We start from the raw sequence: 16,344 nt of genomic DNA on the forward strand, positions 1-16,344 counted from the left end.
GCGGGCGATGCCGTCCCGTACCGGCGCCGCGTTCCGCGCGTGCGCCGCCGCACTGACCGTGGCCGCGGCGCCGCTGGGCGCGGTCGCGACGCCCGCCGCTGCCGCCGGGCCCGGGTGGTCGGCGGCGCCCGCGCCCGGCGCGGGCAGCGCGCCGGACGCCGCCGACCGACCGTACTTCTACCTGGAGGGACGGCCCGGCACCGTACTCCGGGACAAGCTCTCGGTCACCAACGAGGACCAGCGCCCCCACACCCTCCGGCTCCGGGGGGAGGGAGCCGAGGGAACGTGGATCGCGTTCGCCGCCCGCACGGTCAGCGTCCCGGCCCGCACCCGCGCCGACGTCCCCTTCACCGTCACCCTTCCGCCCGACGCGGCGCCCGGTGACCGCTCCGGCGCGCTCGTCGTCACCGGCGACGGCCACCGGACCGGCGTACGGATGCGTCTGCGGATCAGCGGGGCCACGCTGTCCGCGCTCTCCGTCGAGGACGTAACGGTCGTACGGACCGGGGACGGCGGCGGGGCGGCCATCCGCTACGCGGTCGTCAACCGCGGCAACACCGCGCTGACGCCACGGCTGGCCGTACGCGCCGACGGCCTCTTCGGCGCGGTGCTGCGCCGGGACGCCCGCACCCTCCCCGTCCAGGTGCCGCCGGGCAAGCGGGTACGGCTCACCGAGCGCTGGCCGGACGCCCCCGCCCTCGACGCGGTGGACGTGAAGCTCACCGTCACCGCGGGCGGCGGCGCGCACGCGGCGGCCTCCGCCACGTACACCGCCGCCCCCGGATGGCTGCTCGCCGCCGCGGCGGCCACGGCGCTGGGCGCGGCGGGCGGCGGCACCTGGCTGCTCCGCAGACGCACACGCACAAGCAGTCGGAGCCGGAGCCGGATGGACGGTACGGAGTCAGGAGCGAGCGCGTGAACGCCGGTACGCACCACCGTCGGTACGCCGGGCTGCTGGCCGCCCTGCTCACCGGGCTCGCCCTCGTCATCCCCACCCCCGGGCCCGCCGCCGCGGCGGCCGACGACGGCCCGGCCGCGACGGTGTCCCGGGAACAGGCGGGCGCGGGCGGCACGATCACCGTGAGCGGCACCGGCTGGCGGCCGCGCGCCCTGCTCACCCTGCTCATCTGCGGTCAGAACATGATCGGCGGCACCAACTCCTGCGCCAACGCCGACGGCAGGGCGGTCACCACCGGAGCGGACGGCACGTTCCGCCGGAAGCTGCCGGTCACCGAACCGCCCAAGCCCTGCCCCTGCGTCGTCCACGTCGCGACCGTGACCGGCGAAGCCGCCGCCGCGGACGTGGCGTTCAAGGTCGCCGGACATCCCGTCGCGCCCTTGCCCGAGCAGCGCACCGGAGGCGAACGGCTCAGCGTGCTCTCCGCGCGGCTCGACGGGTCGAGCGGGCTGCTGACCTGGTTCGGCGCGCCCCCGCAGCGACGACTCGTCGTCACCGTCGGCAATCTCGGCTCGACCCCCGCCCGCGACCCGGTCTTCAAGGTGGGCACCGCGCACGGTGTCTTCGCCCCGGACTGGGAGGAGCAGCAGTGGCGGGGCACGATCCAGCCGGGTAAGAAGGCCCAGGTCAAGCTGCCGGTCGAGTTGTCGGCGGGCGCGCACGGCGACTACCGGGTGTCGCTCGAGTACGGGCGCAAGGTGCTCGTCGAACAGCCGTGGGGCGTGGGGCGGCCCTGGGGCGTGACCCTCTTCTGGATCCTGCTGTGCGTCGTCGTCCCGGCGGCGGTCTTCCGTATCGGCATGGCCGTCGTGGACAAGGTCCGGCCGCGCACACCCCCGGGCGGCGAGGCGGACAAGGCCAACAAGGCCAACAAGGCCAACAAGGCCAACCAGGCCGACCAGGCCGACAAGGACGCCTCGGCCTCCCCGGCCACCGCTCTGCCCTGGTTCACCCCGGACACGCTGCCGGGGACACCGACGCACCACCTTTCCGCACCGTCCGAGGAGAACCGACCGAACCCGAAGGGAACGACGTGAGGACGCAACGAAGAGTGAGTGCGGCCGCCGTCGCACTGCTGCTCGGCGGTGCGGGCGTGCTGCTCGGCGCGAGCACCGCATACGGCGCCGAGGTCTCGTACGAGACCGAATGCCTGCCGCCGCCCATCTCCGGGCTGCCCCCGGTGGAGGGCACCACGACCGTGGACGTCCAGGCCCCGGCGACGGCCAAGGTCGGCGACGAGGTCGAGGTGGTGTGGAAGACGGTCCAGGCCGCCTCCAAGAACCCGCCCATCCTCGACATCGAGGAGAACACCGTGCAGCCCACCGGCACGCTCACGGTGGGCGGCGCGCAGACCGGCGAACTGGCCATGCAGGGGCCGCGGGAGAATCCGCCGATCCCCAAGGACAGCCCGATGAAGCTGCCGGACATGAAGGCCAAGCTGAAGCTGACGAAGGCCGGTGAGGTCACGCTGACGCCCGGCGCGTACAACATCAACGTCAGCAAGCCGCTGTCGACCGACACCAAGTGCACGGCGAAGGAGACCGTGAAGGCGGCCGCCACCATCAAGGTGACGGAGGGCAGCACGTCGGGCGGCACCACCTCCGGTACGACGTCCGGAACCACTTCCGGTACGACGTCCGGGACCACGTCCGGCACCACCTCCGGTACGACGTCCGGAACCACGTCCGGCACCACCAGCGGCACCACCGCCGGTGGCGGCGGCGGGGGCGACTCGTACACCGGCAAGGAGGTGCAGGTCGAGTACGCCTGCAAGACGCCCATCGGCGACAAGACCGCGACCTCCCCGGTCCGTATCGACGCCAAGAAGAGCGGCGGCGGCTTCGCCCTGACCGTGAAGTTCGGCAAGTCCGTGATGGACAGCCCGGCCGACATCCCCGCGAACTCGGTCAAGCCCTCCATGGCGGTCAAGGTCGGCGGCGCGGACAAGGGCACCGTCGCGGTGCAGGGTCCGGCCAACAAGGACCCCATCAAGTCCGGTGCCCCGATCGAGATCCCGGACCTGACCGGCACCTACAAGCCGGGTGCGAGCGGCAAGTCGACGCTCACCCCGGGCGTGCTGACCGTCAAGGCGCTCGGTACGACCACCACCTGTACCCCCGCCAAGGACCCCGGCGCCTCGCTGGAGCTGGACACCACGGCCCAGCCCGGCGGCACCACGGGAGGCACCACCACCTCCGGCGGCACCGGCACCTCGGGCAGCGGCACCAGCGGCGGCCTCGCCGAGACCGGGTCGAACGACCACGGCGGCCTCACGGCGCTCGGCCTGATCGCCGGTACGACGATCCTGCTCGGCGGCGCGATCTTCACCCTCACCCCGTGGCGCAAGCTGCGCGGCACCCGCTGAACGAGCAACGGCTGCTGGGCGTGACAACGCTCAAGGGCCCGGCCGCTGGTTTCAGCGGCCAGGCCCTCGTCGCCTCCGTCAGTGCACGTCGGCCATGAGCGCCTCGACCTTCTTGCGGTACGTGAAGACCGCGAGGCCCGCGAGCGCCGCCGCGGTCGCCTCCAGCGCGATGACGCCCGGACCGCTCAGGTCGACCCCGGCGATGGACAGCAGCCCGGTGACGCAGTCGCCGGCGGTGACGGCGAGGAACCACACGCCCATCAGCTGGCTGGCGTACTTCGCGGGCGCCATCTTGGTGGTCACCGAGAGGCCGACCGGAGAGAGGCACAGCTCGCCGGTGGTCTGGAGCAGGTAGATCGACACCAGCCACAGGGGGCTGACCTTCGTCCCGTCCGAGGCCATCTGCATCGGCAGCACGAAGACGAAGAACGAGGCGCCGATCATGACCAGGCCGAAGGCGAACTTCAGCGTGGTGTTCGGCTCCCGGTCACGCCGGGCGAGCCACAGCCACAGCCAGGCGAAGACCGGGGCCAGCGCCATGATCAGCAGCGGGTTGACGGACTGGAACCACGAGGACGGGAACTGCAGCCCGAAGATCGTGTCCGCGGTCTTGACCTCGGCGAAGGCGGACATCGTCGAACCGCCCTGATCGAAGATCATCCAGAACACGGCGGCGGCCGCGAAGAACCAGATGTAGCCGCTGACCTTGGTCTGCTCGACCGCCGACAGCTCCCGGTCGCGCTTGATCCGCACCAGCACCCCGATCGGGATGATGAGGCCGAGCAGGGTGATCGGGACCAGCGCCCAGTTGATCGTCCAGCTGCCGCTGAACACCACGCCGGTGTAGAAGACGGCGGCGACGGCCAGCCAGATCAGGCCCTTGCGCAGCCAGGACCGGCGCTCCTCGGCCGCCAGCGGCGTCGGCACGGTGTTGCTCGCGGGGCTCAAGTGGCGGGTGCCGACCAGGAACTGGACCAGGCCCAGCGCCATGCCGAGCGCCGCGAGCGCGAAGCCCAGGTGCCAGTTGTACGACTGGCCGACGGTGCCGATCACCAGCGGGGCGGCGAAAGCGCCGAGGTTGATGCCGATGTAGAAGATGGTGAAGCCGCCGTCGCGGCGCGGGTCCTGCGGCCCGTCGTAGAGCTGGCCGACCATCGTGGAGATGTTCGCCTTGATCAGCCCGGAGCCGAGCGCCACCAGCAGGAGGCCGAGGAAGAAGGTCGGCTCACCGGGGACGGCGAGCGCCAGGTGCCCGGCCATCACGATCCCGGAGGCCACCACGACGGTCTTGCGCGGCCCCCAGACCCGGTCGCCGAACCAGCCGCCCGGCATGGCCAGCAGATAGACCATGGCCAGGTAGACCGAGTAGATGGCCACCGCGTTGCCCTCGGTCATCCCGAGGCCGCCGCCCTGACCGCCGTCCTTGGCGTCCGGGCCGCCGGAGATCAGATAGACGACGAGGAGCGCTCTCATGCCGTAGAAGCTGAAGCGCTCCCACATTTCGATCATGAAGAGCGTGGCGAGGCCGCGCGGGTGGCCGAAGAAGGTCTTGCCGCCGCTGGCAGGGGTCTCCTGCGCGGTCGCGCCCTTCGACATGCTGGACGCCATGTGGGGGTTCCTTACAAAACTTGAGGGTGCACTGCCGCGCGTCGACACGCGTAGAAACGCCCGTGGGGGTGGCTGAGCGCCGGGCGTCCCACCCCTGTTCGAGGCTCGGTCAGGTCGTCGCCGGCTCCGTCCGTTCCGCTGACTCCCGATGCCCGGACCGGACATGACAGAGACCTTCGGCGCGTCGAACCACCAAAGGCCCCGGAGGAGTGCTACAGACGTTGTTTCACCCTACGACACGCACTTGACGATCCCGGGTGAGACATAGCTCACGGAATCGGTGTGCGACCGGTCGTGCTCCCAGCGTCGCCACCTGCGCGCCCCGTGGGTGAACTCAAGCGGACTACCATCACCTCATGACCCGAGTTTTGCTCGCCGAGGATGACGCATCGATCTCGGAGCCCCTGGCCCGCGCCCTGCGCCGTGAGGGGTACGAGGTGGAGGTGCGGGAGGACGGACCCACCGCGCTCGACGCCGGTCTGCAAGGAGGCGTCGATCTGCTCGTCCTCGACCTCGGGCTGCCCGGGATGGACGGGCTGGAGGTCTGCCGCCGGCTGCGCACCGAGGGCCACGGCTTCCCGGTGCTGGTGCTCACCGCCCGCGCCGACGAGGTGGACACCGTGGTCGGCCTCGACGCCGGTGCCGATGACTACGTCACCAAGCCCTTCCGCCTCGCCGAACTGCTCGCCCGCGTCCGGGCCCTGCTGCGCCGCGGCGCCGTCGAGACCCAGGCCCAGGCGCCCGCCACCCACGGCGTGCGCATCGACGTCGAGTCGCACCGCGCGTGGATGGGCGAGGAGGAGCTGCAGCTGACCGCGAAGGAATTCGACCTGCTGCGGGTCCTGGTGCGGGACGCGGGCCGGGTCGTCACCCGCGACCAGCTGATGCGCGAGGTGTGGGACACCACTTGGTGGTCCTCCACCAAGACGCTCGACATGCACATCTCCTGGCTGCGCAAGAAGCTCGGGGACGACGCCGCCAACCCCCGCTACATCGCCACCGTCCGGGGTGTCGGCTTCAGGTTCGAGAAAAGCTGACGGTGGCTGACACGGTGGGACCATGCGCCGTCGTTTGATCAACTCCACGCTCGCCGTGGTGCTCGTCGTCATCGCCGTCTTCGGTGTCTCCCTGGTCATCGTCGAGACCCGGACCATCGAGAACAGCGCCCAGGAGAGCGTCAGCTCGGACACGGTGCGGCTGGTCAGCATCGTCGACAGCAGGCTGCTCGGTGGCGAGGGCGTCACCCACAAGGTGCTGCGCGAACAGATCGAGCCCGGGCGCTACGCCCTGATCACGATCCCGCACCACCCGGACGTCGAGATCGGCAAGCGCCCCGAGGGCAGCGTCATCTCCTCCGAGGAGCGCGGCGAGCAGGGCGAGACGGTACGGGTCGAGGCGTCCCGTACGACGGTGAGCCGCGAGATCGGCCGCACCATGCTGATCATCCTGGCGGTGGCGCTGCTCGCGGTCCTCGCCGCCGTCTTCCTCGCCGTACGGCAGGCGCACCGGCTCTCCGCGCCGCTCACCGACCTCGCCGAGACGGCCGAGCGGCTGGGCTCCGGTGATCCGCGGCCGCGCCACCGCCGCTACGGGGTGCCCGAACTGGACCGGGTCGCCGACGTCCTGGACGCGAGTGCCGAGCGCATCGCCCGGATGCTCACCGCCGAGCGGCGGCTGGCGGCGGACGCCTCGCACCAGCTGCGGACGCCGCTGACCGCGCTGTCCATGCGGCTGGAGGAGATCACGCTCACCGACGACCCGGACATCGTCAAGGAGGAGGCGTCGATCGCGCTGGGCCAGGTCGAGCGGCTGACCGACGTCGTCCAGCGGCTGCTGACGAACTCGCGCGACCCGCGCAGCGGCTCCGCGGTCGCCTTCGACCTGGACGAGGTCGTCAAGCAGCAGATCGAGGAGTGGCGCCCGGCCTCCCGCAGCGAGGGGCGCGCGATCGTGCGCTCCGGCAAGAAGGGGCTGCGGGCGGTCGGCACCCCGGGCGCGGTCGCCCAGGTGCTCGCGACGCTCATCGAGAACTCGCTGATGCACGGCGACGGTACGGTCGCGCTGCGCACCCGCGTCACCGGCAACCAGGCGGTGGTCGAGGTCACCGACGAGGGCCCGGGCGTACCGCCCGACCTCGGCGCGCGGGTCTTCGAACGGACGGTCAGCGGACGGAACTCCACCGGCCTCGGCCTCGCCGTCGCCCGCGACCTGGCGGAGGCGGACGGCGGCCGGCTGGAGCTGCTGCAGCCGTACCCGCCGGTGTTCGCGCTCTTCCTGAGCCGCGTGGCGGAGGACGTCCGGCCCTCCTAGGGCCGTGGGCGGCTTACTTGCGGATCGGCTGCTCGGCGGTGCGGCGGGCGCCCCGGGCGGGCTGCGCATCCGACAGGAACGCCTCCGCGCGCTCCACCGCCTCCCGCGCGGGCAGCGTCCGGAACACCCAGGTCCGGTAGGACCAGAAGCGGAAGAGGGTGGCGATGCCGATGCCGAGGAACTTGAACACGTTGCTCGCGAGCGAGCTGTCCCAGCCGAAGCCGTACGTCGCGGTGTAGAGCACACCGTTTTCGATGATCAGGCCGATCGCGCTGAACAGCAGGAACAGGCTGAGTTCCTTGGTGCGCCGCTGCTTGTCCCGGTCGCGGTAGGTGAAATACCGGTAGCCCACGTAGTTGAAGCAGGTCGCGGCCACCGTCGCCACGATGCTGGCCCGGACCACGGGCAGCTCGGTGACGCTGCGGACCAGGTTGAAGACGGCGAGGTTGACGAAGACGCCGGCGCCGCCGACCACACCGAACTTCGCGATCTCCCGGGCGAGCCGCCCCACCTGGGTGCTCAGCCCGCCGAGCATGCGTCGTTCACTCATGGTGATCGCTCAGCCCCGTTTCGTCCGCTTCGACAACATCTCCCCATGCTAACCAGGGCCGGGGACGCTCGCCCGGAGGCTGTGGACAAGAGTCCGGTAGGAATATGTGGAGGATCATCCAAGCGCAGGTCAGGGGCGGTCGTGGCGAGAAGTTACCCTTGCAAGGTGACATTTCCGGTAGTCGGCATGGTCGGCGGCGGCCAGCTCGCCCGCATGACCCACGAGGCGGGTATCCCCCTCGGCATCAGGTTCAAGCTGCTCAGTGACACTCCCCAGGACTCGGCGGCCCAAGTGGTCAGCGATGTCGTCATCGGCGACTATCGCGACCTGGAAACGCTTCGTGCGTTCGCACAAGGCTGTGATGTGGTCACGTTCGACCACGAACACGTCCCGGCCGAGCATCTGCGGGCACTGGAGGCGGACGGTGTCGTCATCCGCCCCGGCGTCGAGGCCCTGCTGCACGCGCAGGACAAGGGCGTGATGCGGGAGCGGCTGCGCGCGGCCGGAGTGCCGTGCCCGCGCCACCGCATCGTGACGGACCCGGAGGACGTCGCGCGGTTCGCCGAGGAGGGCGACGGCTTCCCGGTCGTCCTCAAGACGGTGCGCGGCGGCTACGACGGCAAGGGCGTGTGGGTCGTCCACGGTACGGACGACGCCGCCGACCCGTTCCGGGCCGGGGTCCCCGTCCTCGCCGAGGAGCTGGTCGACTTCGCGCGCGAGCTGGCCGCCAACGTCGTGCGCTCCCCGCACGGCCAGGCCGTCGCCTACCCCGTCGTGGAGTCCATACAGGTGAACGGCGTCTGCGACACCGTCATCGCTCCCGCCCCCGATCTCTCCGAGGCCCTGTCCGCGCAGGCGCAGGAGCTGGCGCTGAAGATCGCGGCGGAGCTGGGTGTGGTCGGCCATCTCGCGGTCGAGCTGTTCGAGACCCGCGACGGCCGGATCCTCGTCAACGAGCTGGCGATGCGCCCCCACAACTCCGGCCACTGGACCCAGGACGGCGCCGTCACCTCCCAGTTCGCCAACCATGTGCGCGCGGTGCTCGACCTGCCGCTCGGCGACCCGCGCACCCGGGCGACCTGGACCGTCATGACCAACGTCCTCGGCGGCGACTACCCCGACATGTACGCGGCGTACCTCCACTGCATGGCCCGGGACCCCGCGCTGAAGATCCACATGTACGGCAAGGGCGTGAAGCCCGGCCGCAAGGTCGGCCACGTCAACACCTACGGCGACGACCTGGCCGACGTCCGCGAGCGCGGCCGCCACGCCGCCGACTACCTCCGAGGGACCATCACCGAATGAGCGCTCCTGTGCCCGCGATCGGCATCGTCATGGGCTCCGACTCCGACTGGCCGGTCATGGAAGAAGCGGCCAAGGCCCTCGACGAGTTCGAGATCCCGTACGAGGTGGACGTCGTCTCCGCGCACCGGATGCCGCGCGAGATGGTCGCGTACGGCGAGAGCGCCGCGCAGCGGGGCCTGAAGGCCATCATCGCGGGCGCCGGCGGCGCGGCCCATCTCCCGGGCATGCTCGCCTCGGTCACCCCGCTGCCGGTGATCGGCGTGCCGGTGCCGCTGAAGTACCTGGACGGCATGGACTCGCTCCTCTCCATCGTCCAGATGCCCGCGGGCGTCCCCGTCGCCACGGTCTCCATCGGCGGCGCCCGCAACGCGGGCCTCCTCGCCGCGCGCATCCTCGCCGCCCACGACGCGGAGCTGCAGGGCCGCATGCGGGAGTTCCAGGACGAGCTGAACGAACAGGCCACGGAAAAGGGCAAGCGCCTCCGCGCCAAGGTGGACGGCGCGCCGTCGTTCGGCTTCGGTCACTGAGCGGACCCCGCCAGCGGCGGCGCAGCCCCACCCCGCCTCGACCCACCAGCCTTGTGGGCTGGGGCCCGCGACCGGTTGTTGTTCCCCACCCCGCCCCTTCCCGAACCGGCGGCAAGCCTCCGGGCCTCCGGGGCCGCGCTCTTGCCGGGTGCCTGGCTCGGCTTGAAGGTGGGGGCCCCGGGCCTCACCGTGGGCCCGGGCGAGGTGGATTGTGTTCCCGTCCCGCTCCTTCCCTAGCCGCGGGCACACCGCGGGCCCCCGCCGGCCTTGTGGGCTGGGCCCGCGGGGGCTTGTTCCCCACCCCTTCCCGCACCGGGGCGGGCCCCGGCCCCCGGGGCTGCCGCCCCCGGCCTGAGGCTGGAGCGTTCCGGCCCCTCCGGCGTTTGAGGAGCGGGGTCCGGGGGCGGAGCCCTGGTGGGGGTGTGGGGGCGGAGCCCCCAGCCGGGGGACGGGGCCTGCCCCCGGCTGGGGAAGGGGCGGGGTGGGGGAGGGCCCGCCGCAGGCGCGTCGCTGCCGTGACTTCGCCGACCCCCCGTACGAAAATGCCCGGATGACCGATCACCTCGCGCACGCCCGTGACCTGCTGGCCACCCACCCCGTCGTGGACGGCCACAACGACCTTCCCTGGGCCCTGCGCGAGCAGGTCCGTTACGACCTCGACCGCCTCGACATCGCCGTCGACCAGAGGGCCCGCACCCACACCGACATCCCCCGCCTCCGCGAGGGCGGCGTCGGCGCCCAGTTCTGGTCGGTGTTCGTACGATCGGACTTCTCCGGGGACACGGCCGTCAGCGCGACCCTCGAACAGATCGACGTCGTGCGCCGTTTGACCGAGCGTTACGCCGATGACCTCCGGCTGTCGCTCACGGCGGACGACATGGAGGCGGCCCGCGCCGAGGGCCGGATCGCGTCGCTCATGGGCGCCGAGGGCGGCCACAGCATCAACTGCTCACTGGCCACCCTCCGCGCCCTGTACGACCTCGGGGTGCGCTATATGACGCTCACCCACAACGACAACATCCCGTGGGCGGACTCGGCGACGGACGAGCCGAGGGCGCACGGCCTGACCCGCTTCGGCGAGGAGGTCGTCCGCGAGATGAACCGGCTCGGCATGCTCGTCGACCTGTCCCACGTGTCGGCCGACACGATGCGCGACGCGCTCCGGGTGAGCGAGGCGCCGGTGGTCTTCTCGCACTCCTCCGCCCGCGCCGTCTGCGACCATCCGCGCAACGTCCCGGACGACGTCCTGGCGGCGCTGGCGGCGGGCGGCGGGGTGGCGATGGTCACCTTCGTGCCGAAGTTCGTGCTGCCGGAGGCGGTCGAGTGGACGAAGGCGGCGGACGAGAACATGCGCGCGCACGGGCTGCATCCGCTGGAGCTGACGGAGGCCGCGAAGAAGGTGCAGCGCGCCTTCGAGGAGGCCCATCCGCGCCCGATGGCAACCGCGGCCACCGTCGCCGACCACCTCGACCATATGCGCGAGGTGGCGGGTGTCGACCACATCGGCATCGGCGGCGACTTCGACGGCGCCGCCTTCACCCCGTCCGGCCTGGACGATGTCGCGGGCTATCCGAACCTCATCGCGGAACTCCTGGACCGCCACTGGTCCGAGGCCGAACTCGCCAAACTGACCTGGCACAACGCCGTCCGGGCGCTGCGCGGCGCCGAGGACGTGGCGCGCGGGCTGCGCGCGGTCCGGGGGCCGTCCATCGCGACCATCGACCAGCTGGACGGCGCCCCGGAGGCCTGATCTCCGGCACCACCCCAACGGCCCCTTTACCAGGGCTTGGTGGCTTTGCGATGTGTTGATGCATCGTTCACGTAATGCGTCTCTTCCCCGTCGCCGGCATGGCGAGAGAGTCGTCAGCGGTCTGACGATCGCTCATGCGTGAACACGGGAAAGAGGCGTTATGCCCGACTTCACCCGCCGTAGACTCCTTGGCGCCGCCGCCGGTTCGCTCGGCGCGGGCGCGGCCATGACGCTCCTGCCGCCGAGCGTGCAGCAGGCGATAGCCGCCGGGCCGCCGAAGGGCGGCTCGCTCGACGACATCGAGCACGTCGTCCTGCTGATGCAGGAAAACCGCTCGTTCGACCACTACTTCGGCACCCTCAAGGGAGTGCGCGGCTTCGCCGACCCGGACGCCCTGACCCTCTCCACCGGCAAGTCGGTGTTCCACCAGCCGGACGCGGTCAACCCGGACGGCTATCTGCTCCCGTTCCACCTGGACACCCACTCCACGAGCGCCCAGGCGATCCCGTCCACCAGCCACGCCTGGTCGGTGCAGCACGAGGCGTGGAACAACGGCCGGATGGACAAGTGGCTTCCGGCCCACCGCAAGGCCGACGGGGAGAACGGGCCGTACGTCATGGGCTACCACACCCGTGAGGACATCCCGTTCCAGTTCGCCCTGGCCGAGGCGTTCACCATCTGCGACAACTACTTCTGCTCGGTCTTCGGCCCCACCTGGCCCAACCGGCTGTACTGGATGACGGGCACCATCGACCCGGCCGGGGTGAAGGGCGGCCCGGTCCTGGAGAACAAGGCACCCAAGCCGTACCGCTGGACGACCTACGCCGAGCGCCTGCAGAAGGCGGGCGTGAGCTGGAAGGTCTACCAGGAGGAGGACAACTACGGCTGCAACATGCTGGAGGAGTTCCAGCGGTTCCAGGACGCGCGGCCGGGCGACCCGCTGTACGACCGCGGCATGGTGCACAGCCCCGCCGGGACGTTCGAGGAGGACGCCCGCAACGACCGGCTGCCGGCCGTCTCCTGGATCATCCCGACCGCCGAGGTCTCCGAGCACCCGGACTACCTTCCGGCGGCCGGCGCCGACTACGTGGCCTCCAAGATCGAGGCCATCGCGTCCAACCCCGAGGTGTGGCGCAAGACCGTCTTCATCCTCAACTACGACGAGAACGACGGGCTGTTCGACCATGTACCGCCGCCCATCCCGAAGGCCGGGACCGTGGACGAGTTCGTGGGCGGCCTGCCCATCGGCGGCGGCTTCCGCGTGCCCTGCCTCATCGTCTCGCCGTGGACGGTGGGCGGCTGGGCCGCGGGCGAGGCGTTCGACCACACCTCGGTGCTCCAGTTCCTGGAGCGGCTGACGGGGGTCGAGGAGCCCAACATCAGCGAATGGCGCCGCCGTACGTTCGGCGACCTCACCTCGGCCTTCGGCTTCGGCCACGCCGCGCCGAGGCCGCCGAAGCTGCCCGACGACACGGCGAAGCAGTTGGAGAAGGCCAAGGAGGAGGTCGCGAACCTCCCCGAGCCCACCCTTCCGGGAGCCGGCCAGAAGCCCCCGCAGCAGGAGAAGGGCCGCCGCCCGCGCCGCTGAACCCCCTCTCCGCCGCCCCCTCTTCCGCTCCCACCGGCCGCCCTGACGGTGGGAGCGGAAGGTCTCAGGGGTGGAGCAGGCAGAAGGGGTGCCCCGCCGGGTCGGCGAAGACGCGGAAGTCCCGCTTGCCGCCGTCGTCGTCGAGGTCCAGCGGCCGCGCGCCCAGCGCCAGCACCCGCTCCTGCGCCTCCGCCATGTCGGTCACCCGCAGATCGAGGTGCAGCTGCTGCGCCCCGTCCGGCGACGGCCAGCTGGGCGCGACGTGGCCCGGCGCCTCCTGGAACGCCAGCCTGTCCCCGTCGGGCAGGTACAGGTCGACCCAGTCCTTCCCCTCTCCCTTGAGCTCGCCGCCCAGCACCTGCTGGTAGAAGCGGGCGAGCGCGGTGGGGTCGGGGCAGTCGACGACGGTGACGGTCAGCTTGGCGATGGCCATGGCTCCTCCTTGGGTCCCGGACCGGGTTGACCGGGCCGGGGCCCGCCAAACAGGCAGCCGAAGAGGGGGGGGAGAGCCGAAGAGGGGGCCTGAGAAGGGAGCGGAGAGGGCAGCCGGAGGGCGCCGGGCTACGCCATCGGGCGGCCCAGCGCGCGGTACGTCCACCCGGCGTCGCGCCAGTAGTCGGGGTCCAGCGCGTTGCGGCCGTCCAGGATGCGGCGCTCGGCGACCATCTCGCCCAGGCCCACCGGGTCCAGCTCGCGGAACTCGCGCCATTCGGTGAGGTGCAGCACCGCATGGGCGCCCCGGGCCGCCTCCAGGGCGGTGGGGGCGTAGGCGAGGGTCGGGAAGAGGGCGCGGGCGTTCTCCATGCCCTTGGGGTCGAAGACGGTCACCTGGGCGCCCTGGAGCTGTATCTGCCCGGCCACATTGAGCGCGGGGGAGTCCCGGACGTCGTCGGAGTCCGGCTTGAACGTGGCGCCCAGCACCGCCACCCGCTTGCCGAGGAAGCTGCCGCCGACCGCGTCGCGGGCCAGCTCGACCATGTGGCCGCGGCGCCGCATGTTGATCGAGTCGACCTCGCGGAGGAAGGTCAGGGCCTGGTCCGCGCCGAGTTCACCGGCGCGGGCCATGAAGGCGCGGATGTCCTTGGGCAGGCAGCCGCCGCCGAAGCCGATCCCGGCCCGCAGGAACTTCTTCCCGATCCGCTCGTCGTAGCCGATGGCCTCGGCGAGCTTGACCACGTCGCCGCCCGCCGCCTCGCAGACCTCGGCCATGGCGTTGATGAACGAGATCTTCGTGGCCAGGAAGGAGTTCGCCGAGGTCTTCACCAGCTCGGCGGTCGGGAAGTCGGTCACCACGAACGGCGACCCCTCCGCGACCGGCGTCGCGTACACCTCCCGCAGCACCTTCTCCGACTTGTCGCTGGTGACCCCGATCACGATCCGGTCCGGGTGCAGGGTGTCCTCGACGGCGAAGCCCTCGCGCAGGAACTCCGGGTTCCACGCCAGCTCGGCATCCGCACCGGCCGGGGCCAGCTCGGCGAGCCGCGCCGCGAGCCGGTCCGCGCTGCCGACCGGGACGGTGGACTTGCCGACGACCAGCGCCGGGCGGCGCAGATGCGGGGCGAGCGATTCCACCGCGTTGTCCACGTGGCGCATGTCACACGCGTACTCGCCGTGCTTCTGCGGGGTGTTCACGCAGATGAAGTGGACGTCGCCGAACTGCCCGGCCTCCTCGTAGGAGCTGGTGAAGCGCAGCCGCCCGGTCGCGCCGGGGACGCCCGCCACATGCCGCTTCAGCAGATCTTCCAGACCTGGTTCGTACATCGGCACCCGGCCCTCGGAGAGCATCGCGATCTTCTCGGGCACGATGTCCAGGCCCAGCACCTCGAAGCCCAGCTCGGCCATGGCCGCGGCGTGGGTCGCGCCCAGGTAGCCGGTGCCGATCACGGTGATCTTGAGGGCCATGTGGTGCTCCAGAAGCGTCGGTCTCAGATGCGCTGCCTGAGCATAGTCGGCACCCAGGGCAGGGCTCAGCGGCTTGCTGTCGGGTAGCTCACGTATACGGGGCGGGGCAGCGGCCCTAGAATTCTGTTACTTAACGGTAGTTAGCATCACAAGGGAGTGAGAAGACCTTGGCGTCCTCGGGAAACGCAGACTTCGACCTGTACCGGCCGTCCGAGGAGCACGACATGCTCCGAGATTCGGTCCGCTCGCTCGCCGAGGCGAAAATAGCCCCCTTCGCGGCCGAGGTCGACGAGGAAGGCCGCTTCCCACAGGAAGCGCTGGACTCCCTGGTCGCCAATGATCTGCACGCGGTGCACGTCCCCGAGTCGTACGGCGGCGCCGGCGCCGACGCGCTCGCGACCGTGATCGTCATCGAGGAGGTCGCCCGGGTGTGCGCCTCCTCCTCCCTGATCCCCGCGGTCAACAAGCTGGGCTCGCTGCCCGTCATCCTCTCCGGCTCCGAGGAGCTGAAGAAGCGGTACCTGGGCCCGCTCGCCAAGGGCGACGCGATGTTCTCGTACTGCCTCTCCGAGCCCGACGCGGGCTCCGACGCGGTCGGCATGAAGACCAAGGCGGTGCGCGACGGCGACTCTTTCGTCCTCAACGGCGTCAAGCGCTGGATCACCAACGCCGGGGTCTCCGACTACTACACGGTGATGGCCGTCACCGACCCCGAGAAGCGTTCCAAGGGCATCTCCGCCTTCGTCGTGGAGAAGTCCGACGAGGGCGTCTCCTTCGGCGCCCCGGAGAAGAAGCTCGGCATCAAGGGCTCCCCGACGCGCGAGGTCTACCTCGACAACGTGCGCATCCCCGCCGACCGCATGATCGGCGCCGAGGGCACCGGCTTCGCCACCGCGATGAAGACCCTCGACCACACCCGCATCACCATCGCCGCCCAGGCCCTCGGTATCGCCCAGGGCGCCCTCGACTACGCCAAGGGCTACGTCAAGGAGCGCAAGCAGTTCGGCAAGCCGATCGCCGACTTCCAGGGCATCCAGTTCATGCTCGCCGACATGGCCATGAAGATCTCCGCCGCGCGCGCCCTGACCTACCAGGCGGCCGCCGCCTCCGAGCGCGGCGACGCCGACCTCACCTACCAGGGCGCCGCCGCCAAGTGCTTCGCCTCGGACGTGGCGATGGAGGTCACCACGGACGCCGTCCAGCTCCTCGGCGGCTACGGCTACACCCGCGACTACCCGGTCGAGCGCATGATGCGCGACGCCAAGATCACCCAGATTTATGAGGGTACGAACCAAGTCCAGCGGATTGTGATGGCCAGGAACCTCCCCTAGCAGGGTTTTCGCAGCTCAGGCACTGTTTCGACGGCCCGGCGAGTCGGTCACGGCTTCCTGTCCGTTGCGGCCCGATCAGGCCCGTTCCTGGGCGTCATGCTGGGGAAATCCTGGGCAGATGCCGGGCCAGAAACGGCCTCTGACCTGTGT

At 71.1% G+C, this 16,344-nt stretch carries 14 protein-coding genes; 10 read left to right on the plus strand and 4 right to left on the minus strand.

What is annotated here, in order from left to right; translation table 11 throughout:
• The first annotated feature begins 7 nt into the window (after positions 1 to 7).
• The 3 genes from ASC60_RS34280 to ASC60_RS42420 are packed head-to-tail and all read left to right on the plus strand — an operon-like array spanning position 8 to position 3,323.
• Positions 8 to 919, plus strand: coding sequence for a hypothetical protein (locus ASC60_RS34280; protein WP_055557613.1), 912 nt, complete (start codon positions 8 to 10; stop codon positions 917 to 919).
• Positions 838 to 1,995: a neocarzinostatin apoprotein domain-containing protein gene (locus ASC60_RS34285; RefSeq protein ID WP_079038811.1), complete on the plus strand. Its 1,158-nt coding sequence runs from the start codon at positions 838 to 840 to the stop codon at positions 1,993 to 1,995. The genes ASC60_RS34280 and ASC60_RS34285 overlap by 82 nt, the downstream gene beginning before the upstream one ends.
• A 14-nt stretch (positions 1,996 to 2,009) precedes the next feature.
• Positions 2,010 to 3,323: a hypothetical protein gene (locus ASC60_RS42420; protein WP_055557615.1), complete on the plus strand. Its 1,314-nt coding sequence runs from the start codon at positions 2,010 to 2,012 to the stop codon at positions 3,321 to 3,323.
• Between the two features lie 78 nt (positions 3,324 to 3,401).
• Here the strand turns inward: ASC60_RS42420 and ASC60_RS34295 are convergent, their stop codons facing one another.
• Complete coding sequence (locus ASC60_RS34295) at positions 3,402 to 4,931, minus strand: peptide MFS transporter (RefSeq protein WP_055557616.1); 1,530 nt, start codon at positions 4,929 to 4,931, stop codon at positions 3,402 to 3,404.
• Between the two features lie 356 nt (positions 4,932 to 5,287).
• Between ASC60_RS34295 and ASC60_RS34300 the strand changes: the two genes are divergently transcribed.
• Positions 5,288 to 5,968: a response regulator transcription factor gene (locus tag ASC60_RS34300; protein WP_055557617.1), complete on the plus strand. Its 681-nt coding sequence runs from the start codon at positions 5,288 to 5,290 to the stop codon at positions 5,966 to 5,968.
• 22 nt (positions 5,969 to 5,990) lie between these two features.
• Entirely contained in the window at positions 5,991 to 7,241 is a 1,251-nt protein-coding gene (locus ASC60_RS34305) for an ATP-binding protein (protein WP_055557618.1), read from the plus strand.
• A 13-nt stretch (positions 7,242 to 7,254) separates the two neighbouring features.
• On the opposite strand, the gene ASC60_RS34310 is transcribed toward ASC60_RS34305, so the two are convergent.
• Positions 7,255 to 7,791, minus strand: a complete 537-nt coding sequence (locus ASC60_RS34310; protein WP_055557619.1) for a GtrA family protein — start codon at positions 7,789 to 7,791, stop codon at positions 7,255 to 7,257.
• A 165-nt stretch (positions 7,792 to 7,956) separates the two neighbouring features.
• Between ASC60_RS34310 and ASC60_RS34315 the strand changes: the two genes are divergently transcribed.
• The 4 genes from ASC60_RS34315 to ASC60_RS34330 all read left to right on the plus strand — a co-directional run bounded on the left by ASC60_RS34315 (position 7,957) and on the right by ASC60_RS34330 (position 12,961).
• On the plus strand, positions 7,957 to 9,096 hold the full coding sequence (locus ASC60_RS34315) for a 5-(carboxyamino)imidazole ribonucleotide synthase (RefSeq protein WP_079038809.1): 1,140 nt from the start codon (positions 7,957 to 7,959) through the stop codon (positions 9,094 to 9,096).
• Positions 9,093 to 9,623, plus strand: coding sequence for a 5-(carboxyamino)imidazole ribonucleotide mutase (gene purE / locus ASC60_RS34320; protein WP_055557621.1), 531 nt, complete (start codon positions 9,093 to 9,095; stop codon positions 9,621 to 9,623). The genes ASC60_RS34315 and purE overlap by 4 nt, the downstream gene beginning before the upstream one ends.
• 550 nt (positions 9,624 to 10,173) lie before the next feature.
• Positions 10,174 to 11,373 carry a dipeptidase gene (locus tag ASC60_RS34325; RefSeq protein WP_055557622.1) on the plus strand — a complete coding sequence of 400 codons (1,200 nt, stop codon included), beginning with the start codon at positions 10,174 to 10,176 and terminating at the stop codon, positions 11,371 to 11,373.
• Positions 11,374 to 11,533: 160 nt separating this feature from the next.
• Positions 11,534 to 12,961: an alkaline phosphatase family protein gene (locus tag ASC60_RS34330; RefSeq protein WP_055557623.1), complete on the plus strand. Its 1,428-nt coding sequence runs from the start codon at positions 11,534 to 11,536 to the stop codon at positions 12,959 to 12,961.
• A gap of 64 nt (positions 12,962 to 13,025) precedes the next feature.
• On the opposite strand, the gene ASC60_RS34335 is transcribed toward ASC60_RS34330, so the two are convergent.
• On the minus strand, positions 13,026 to 13,394 hold the full coding sequence (locus tag ASC60_RS34335; RefSeq protein WP_055557624.1) for a VOC family protein: 369 nt from the start codon (positions 13,392 to 13,394) through the stop codon (positions 13,026 to 13,028).
• Positions 13,395 to 13,522: 128 nt separating this feature from the next.
• Positions 13,523 to 14,863: a UDP-glucose/GDP-mannose dehydrogenase family protein gene (locus ASC60_RS34340; protein ID WP_055557625.1), complete on the minus strand. Its 1,341-nt coding sequence runs from the start codon at positions 14,861 to 14,863 to the stop codon at positions 13,523 to 13,525.
• Between the two features lie 167 nt (positions 14,864 to 15,030).
• Here ASC60_RS34340 and ASC60_RS34345 point away from each other — a divergent pair, with 167 nt between their 5' ends.
• Positions 15,031 to 16,194 carry an acyl-CoA dehydrogenase gene (locus ASC60_RS34345; protein ID WP_267892847.1) on the plus strand — a complete coding sequence of 388 codons (1,164 nt, stop codon included), beginning with the start codon at positions 15,031 to 15,033 and terminating at the stop codon, positions 16,192 to 16,194.
• Positions 16,195 to 16,344: the final 150 nt, after the last annotated feature.

The organism is Streptomyces sp. NBRC 110028, assembly GCF_001417735.1.
Classification (GTDB): Bacteria; Actinomycetota; Actinomycetes; order Streptomycetales; family Streptomycetaceae; genus Streptomyces.

Bases quoted from the DNA above. Each gene is read 5' to 3' on its own strand.
- ASC60_RS34340 (WP_055557625.1), bottom strand. From the start codon at position 14,863: ATGGCCCTCAAGATCACCGTGATCGGCACCGGCTACCTGGGCGCGACC.
- ASC60_RS34335 (WP_055557624.1), bottom strand. From the start codon at position 13,394: ATGGCCATCGCCAAGCTGACCGTCACCGTCGTCGACTGCCCCGACCCC.
- ASC60_RS34300 (WP_055557617.1), top strand. From the start codon at position 5,288: ATGACCCGAGTTTTGCTCGCCGAGGATGACGCATCGATCTCGGAGCCC.
- ASC60_RS34305 (WP_055557618.1), top strand. From the start codon at position 5,991: ATGCGCCGTCGTTTGATCAACTCCACGCTCGCCGTGGTGCTCGTCGTC.
- ASC60_RS34330 (WP_055557623.1), top strand. From the start codon at position 11,534: ATGCCCGACTTCACCCGCCGTAGACTCCTTGGCGCCGCCGCCGGTTCG.
- ASC60_RS34325 (WP_055557622.1), top strand. From the start codon at position 10,174: ATGACCGATCACCTCGCGCACGCCCGTGACCTGCTGGCCACCCACCCC.
- ASC60_RS34280 (WP_055557613.1), top strand. From the start codon at position 8: ATGCCGTCCCGTACCGGCGCCGCGTTCCGCGCGTGCGCCGCCGCACTG.
- purE (WP_055557621.1), top strand. From the start codon at position 9,093: ATGAGCGCTCCTGTGCCCGCGATCGGCATCGTCATGGGCTCCGACTCC.
- ASC60_RS34310 (WP_055557619.1), bottom strand. From the start codon at position 7,791: ATGAGTGAACGACGCATGCTCGGCGGGCTGAGCACCCAGGTGGGGCGG.
- ASC60_RS34295 (WP_055557616.1), bottom strand. From the start codon at position 4,931: ATGGCGTCCAGCATGTCGAAGGGCGCGACCGCGCAGGAGACCCCTGCC.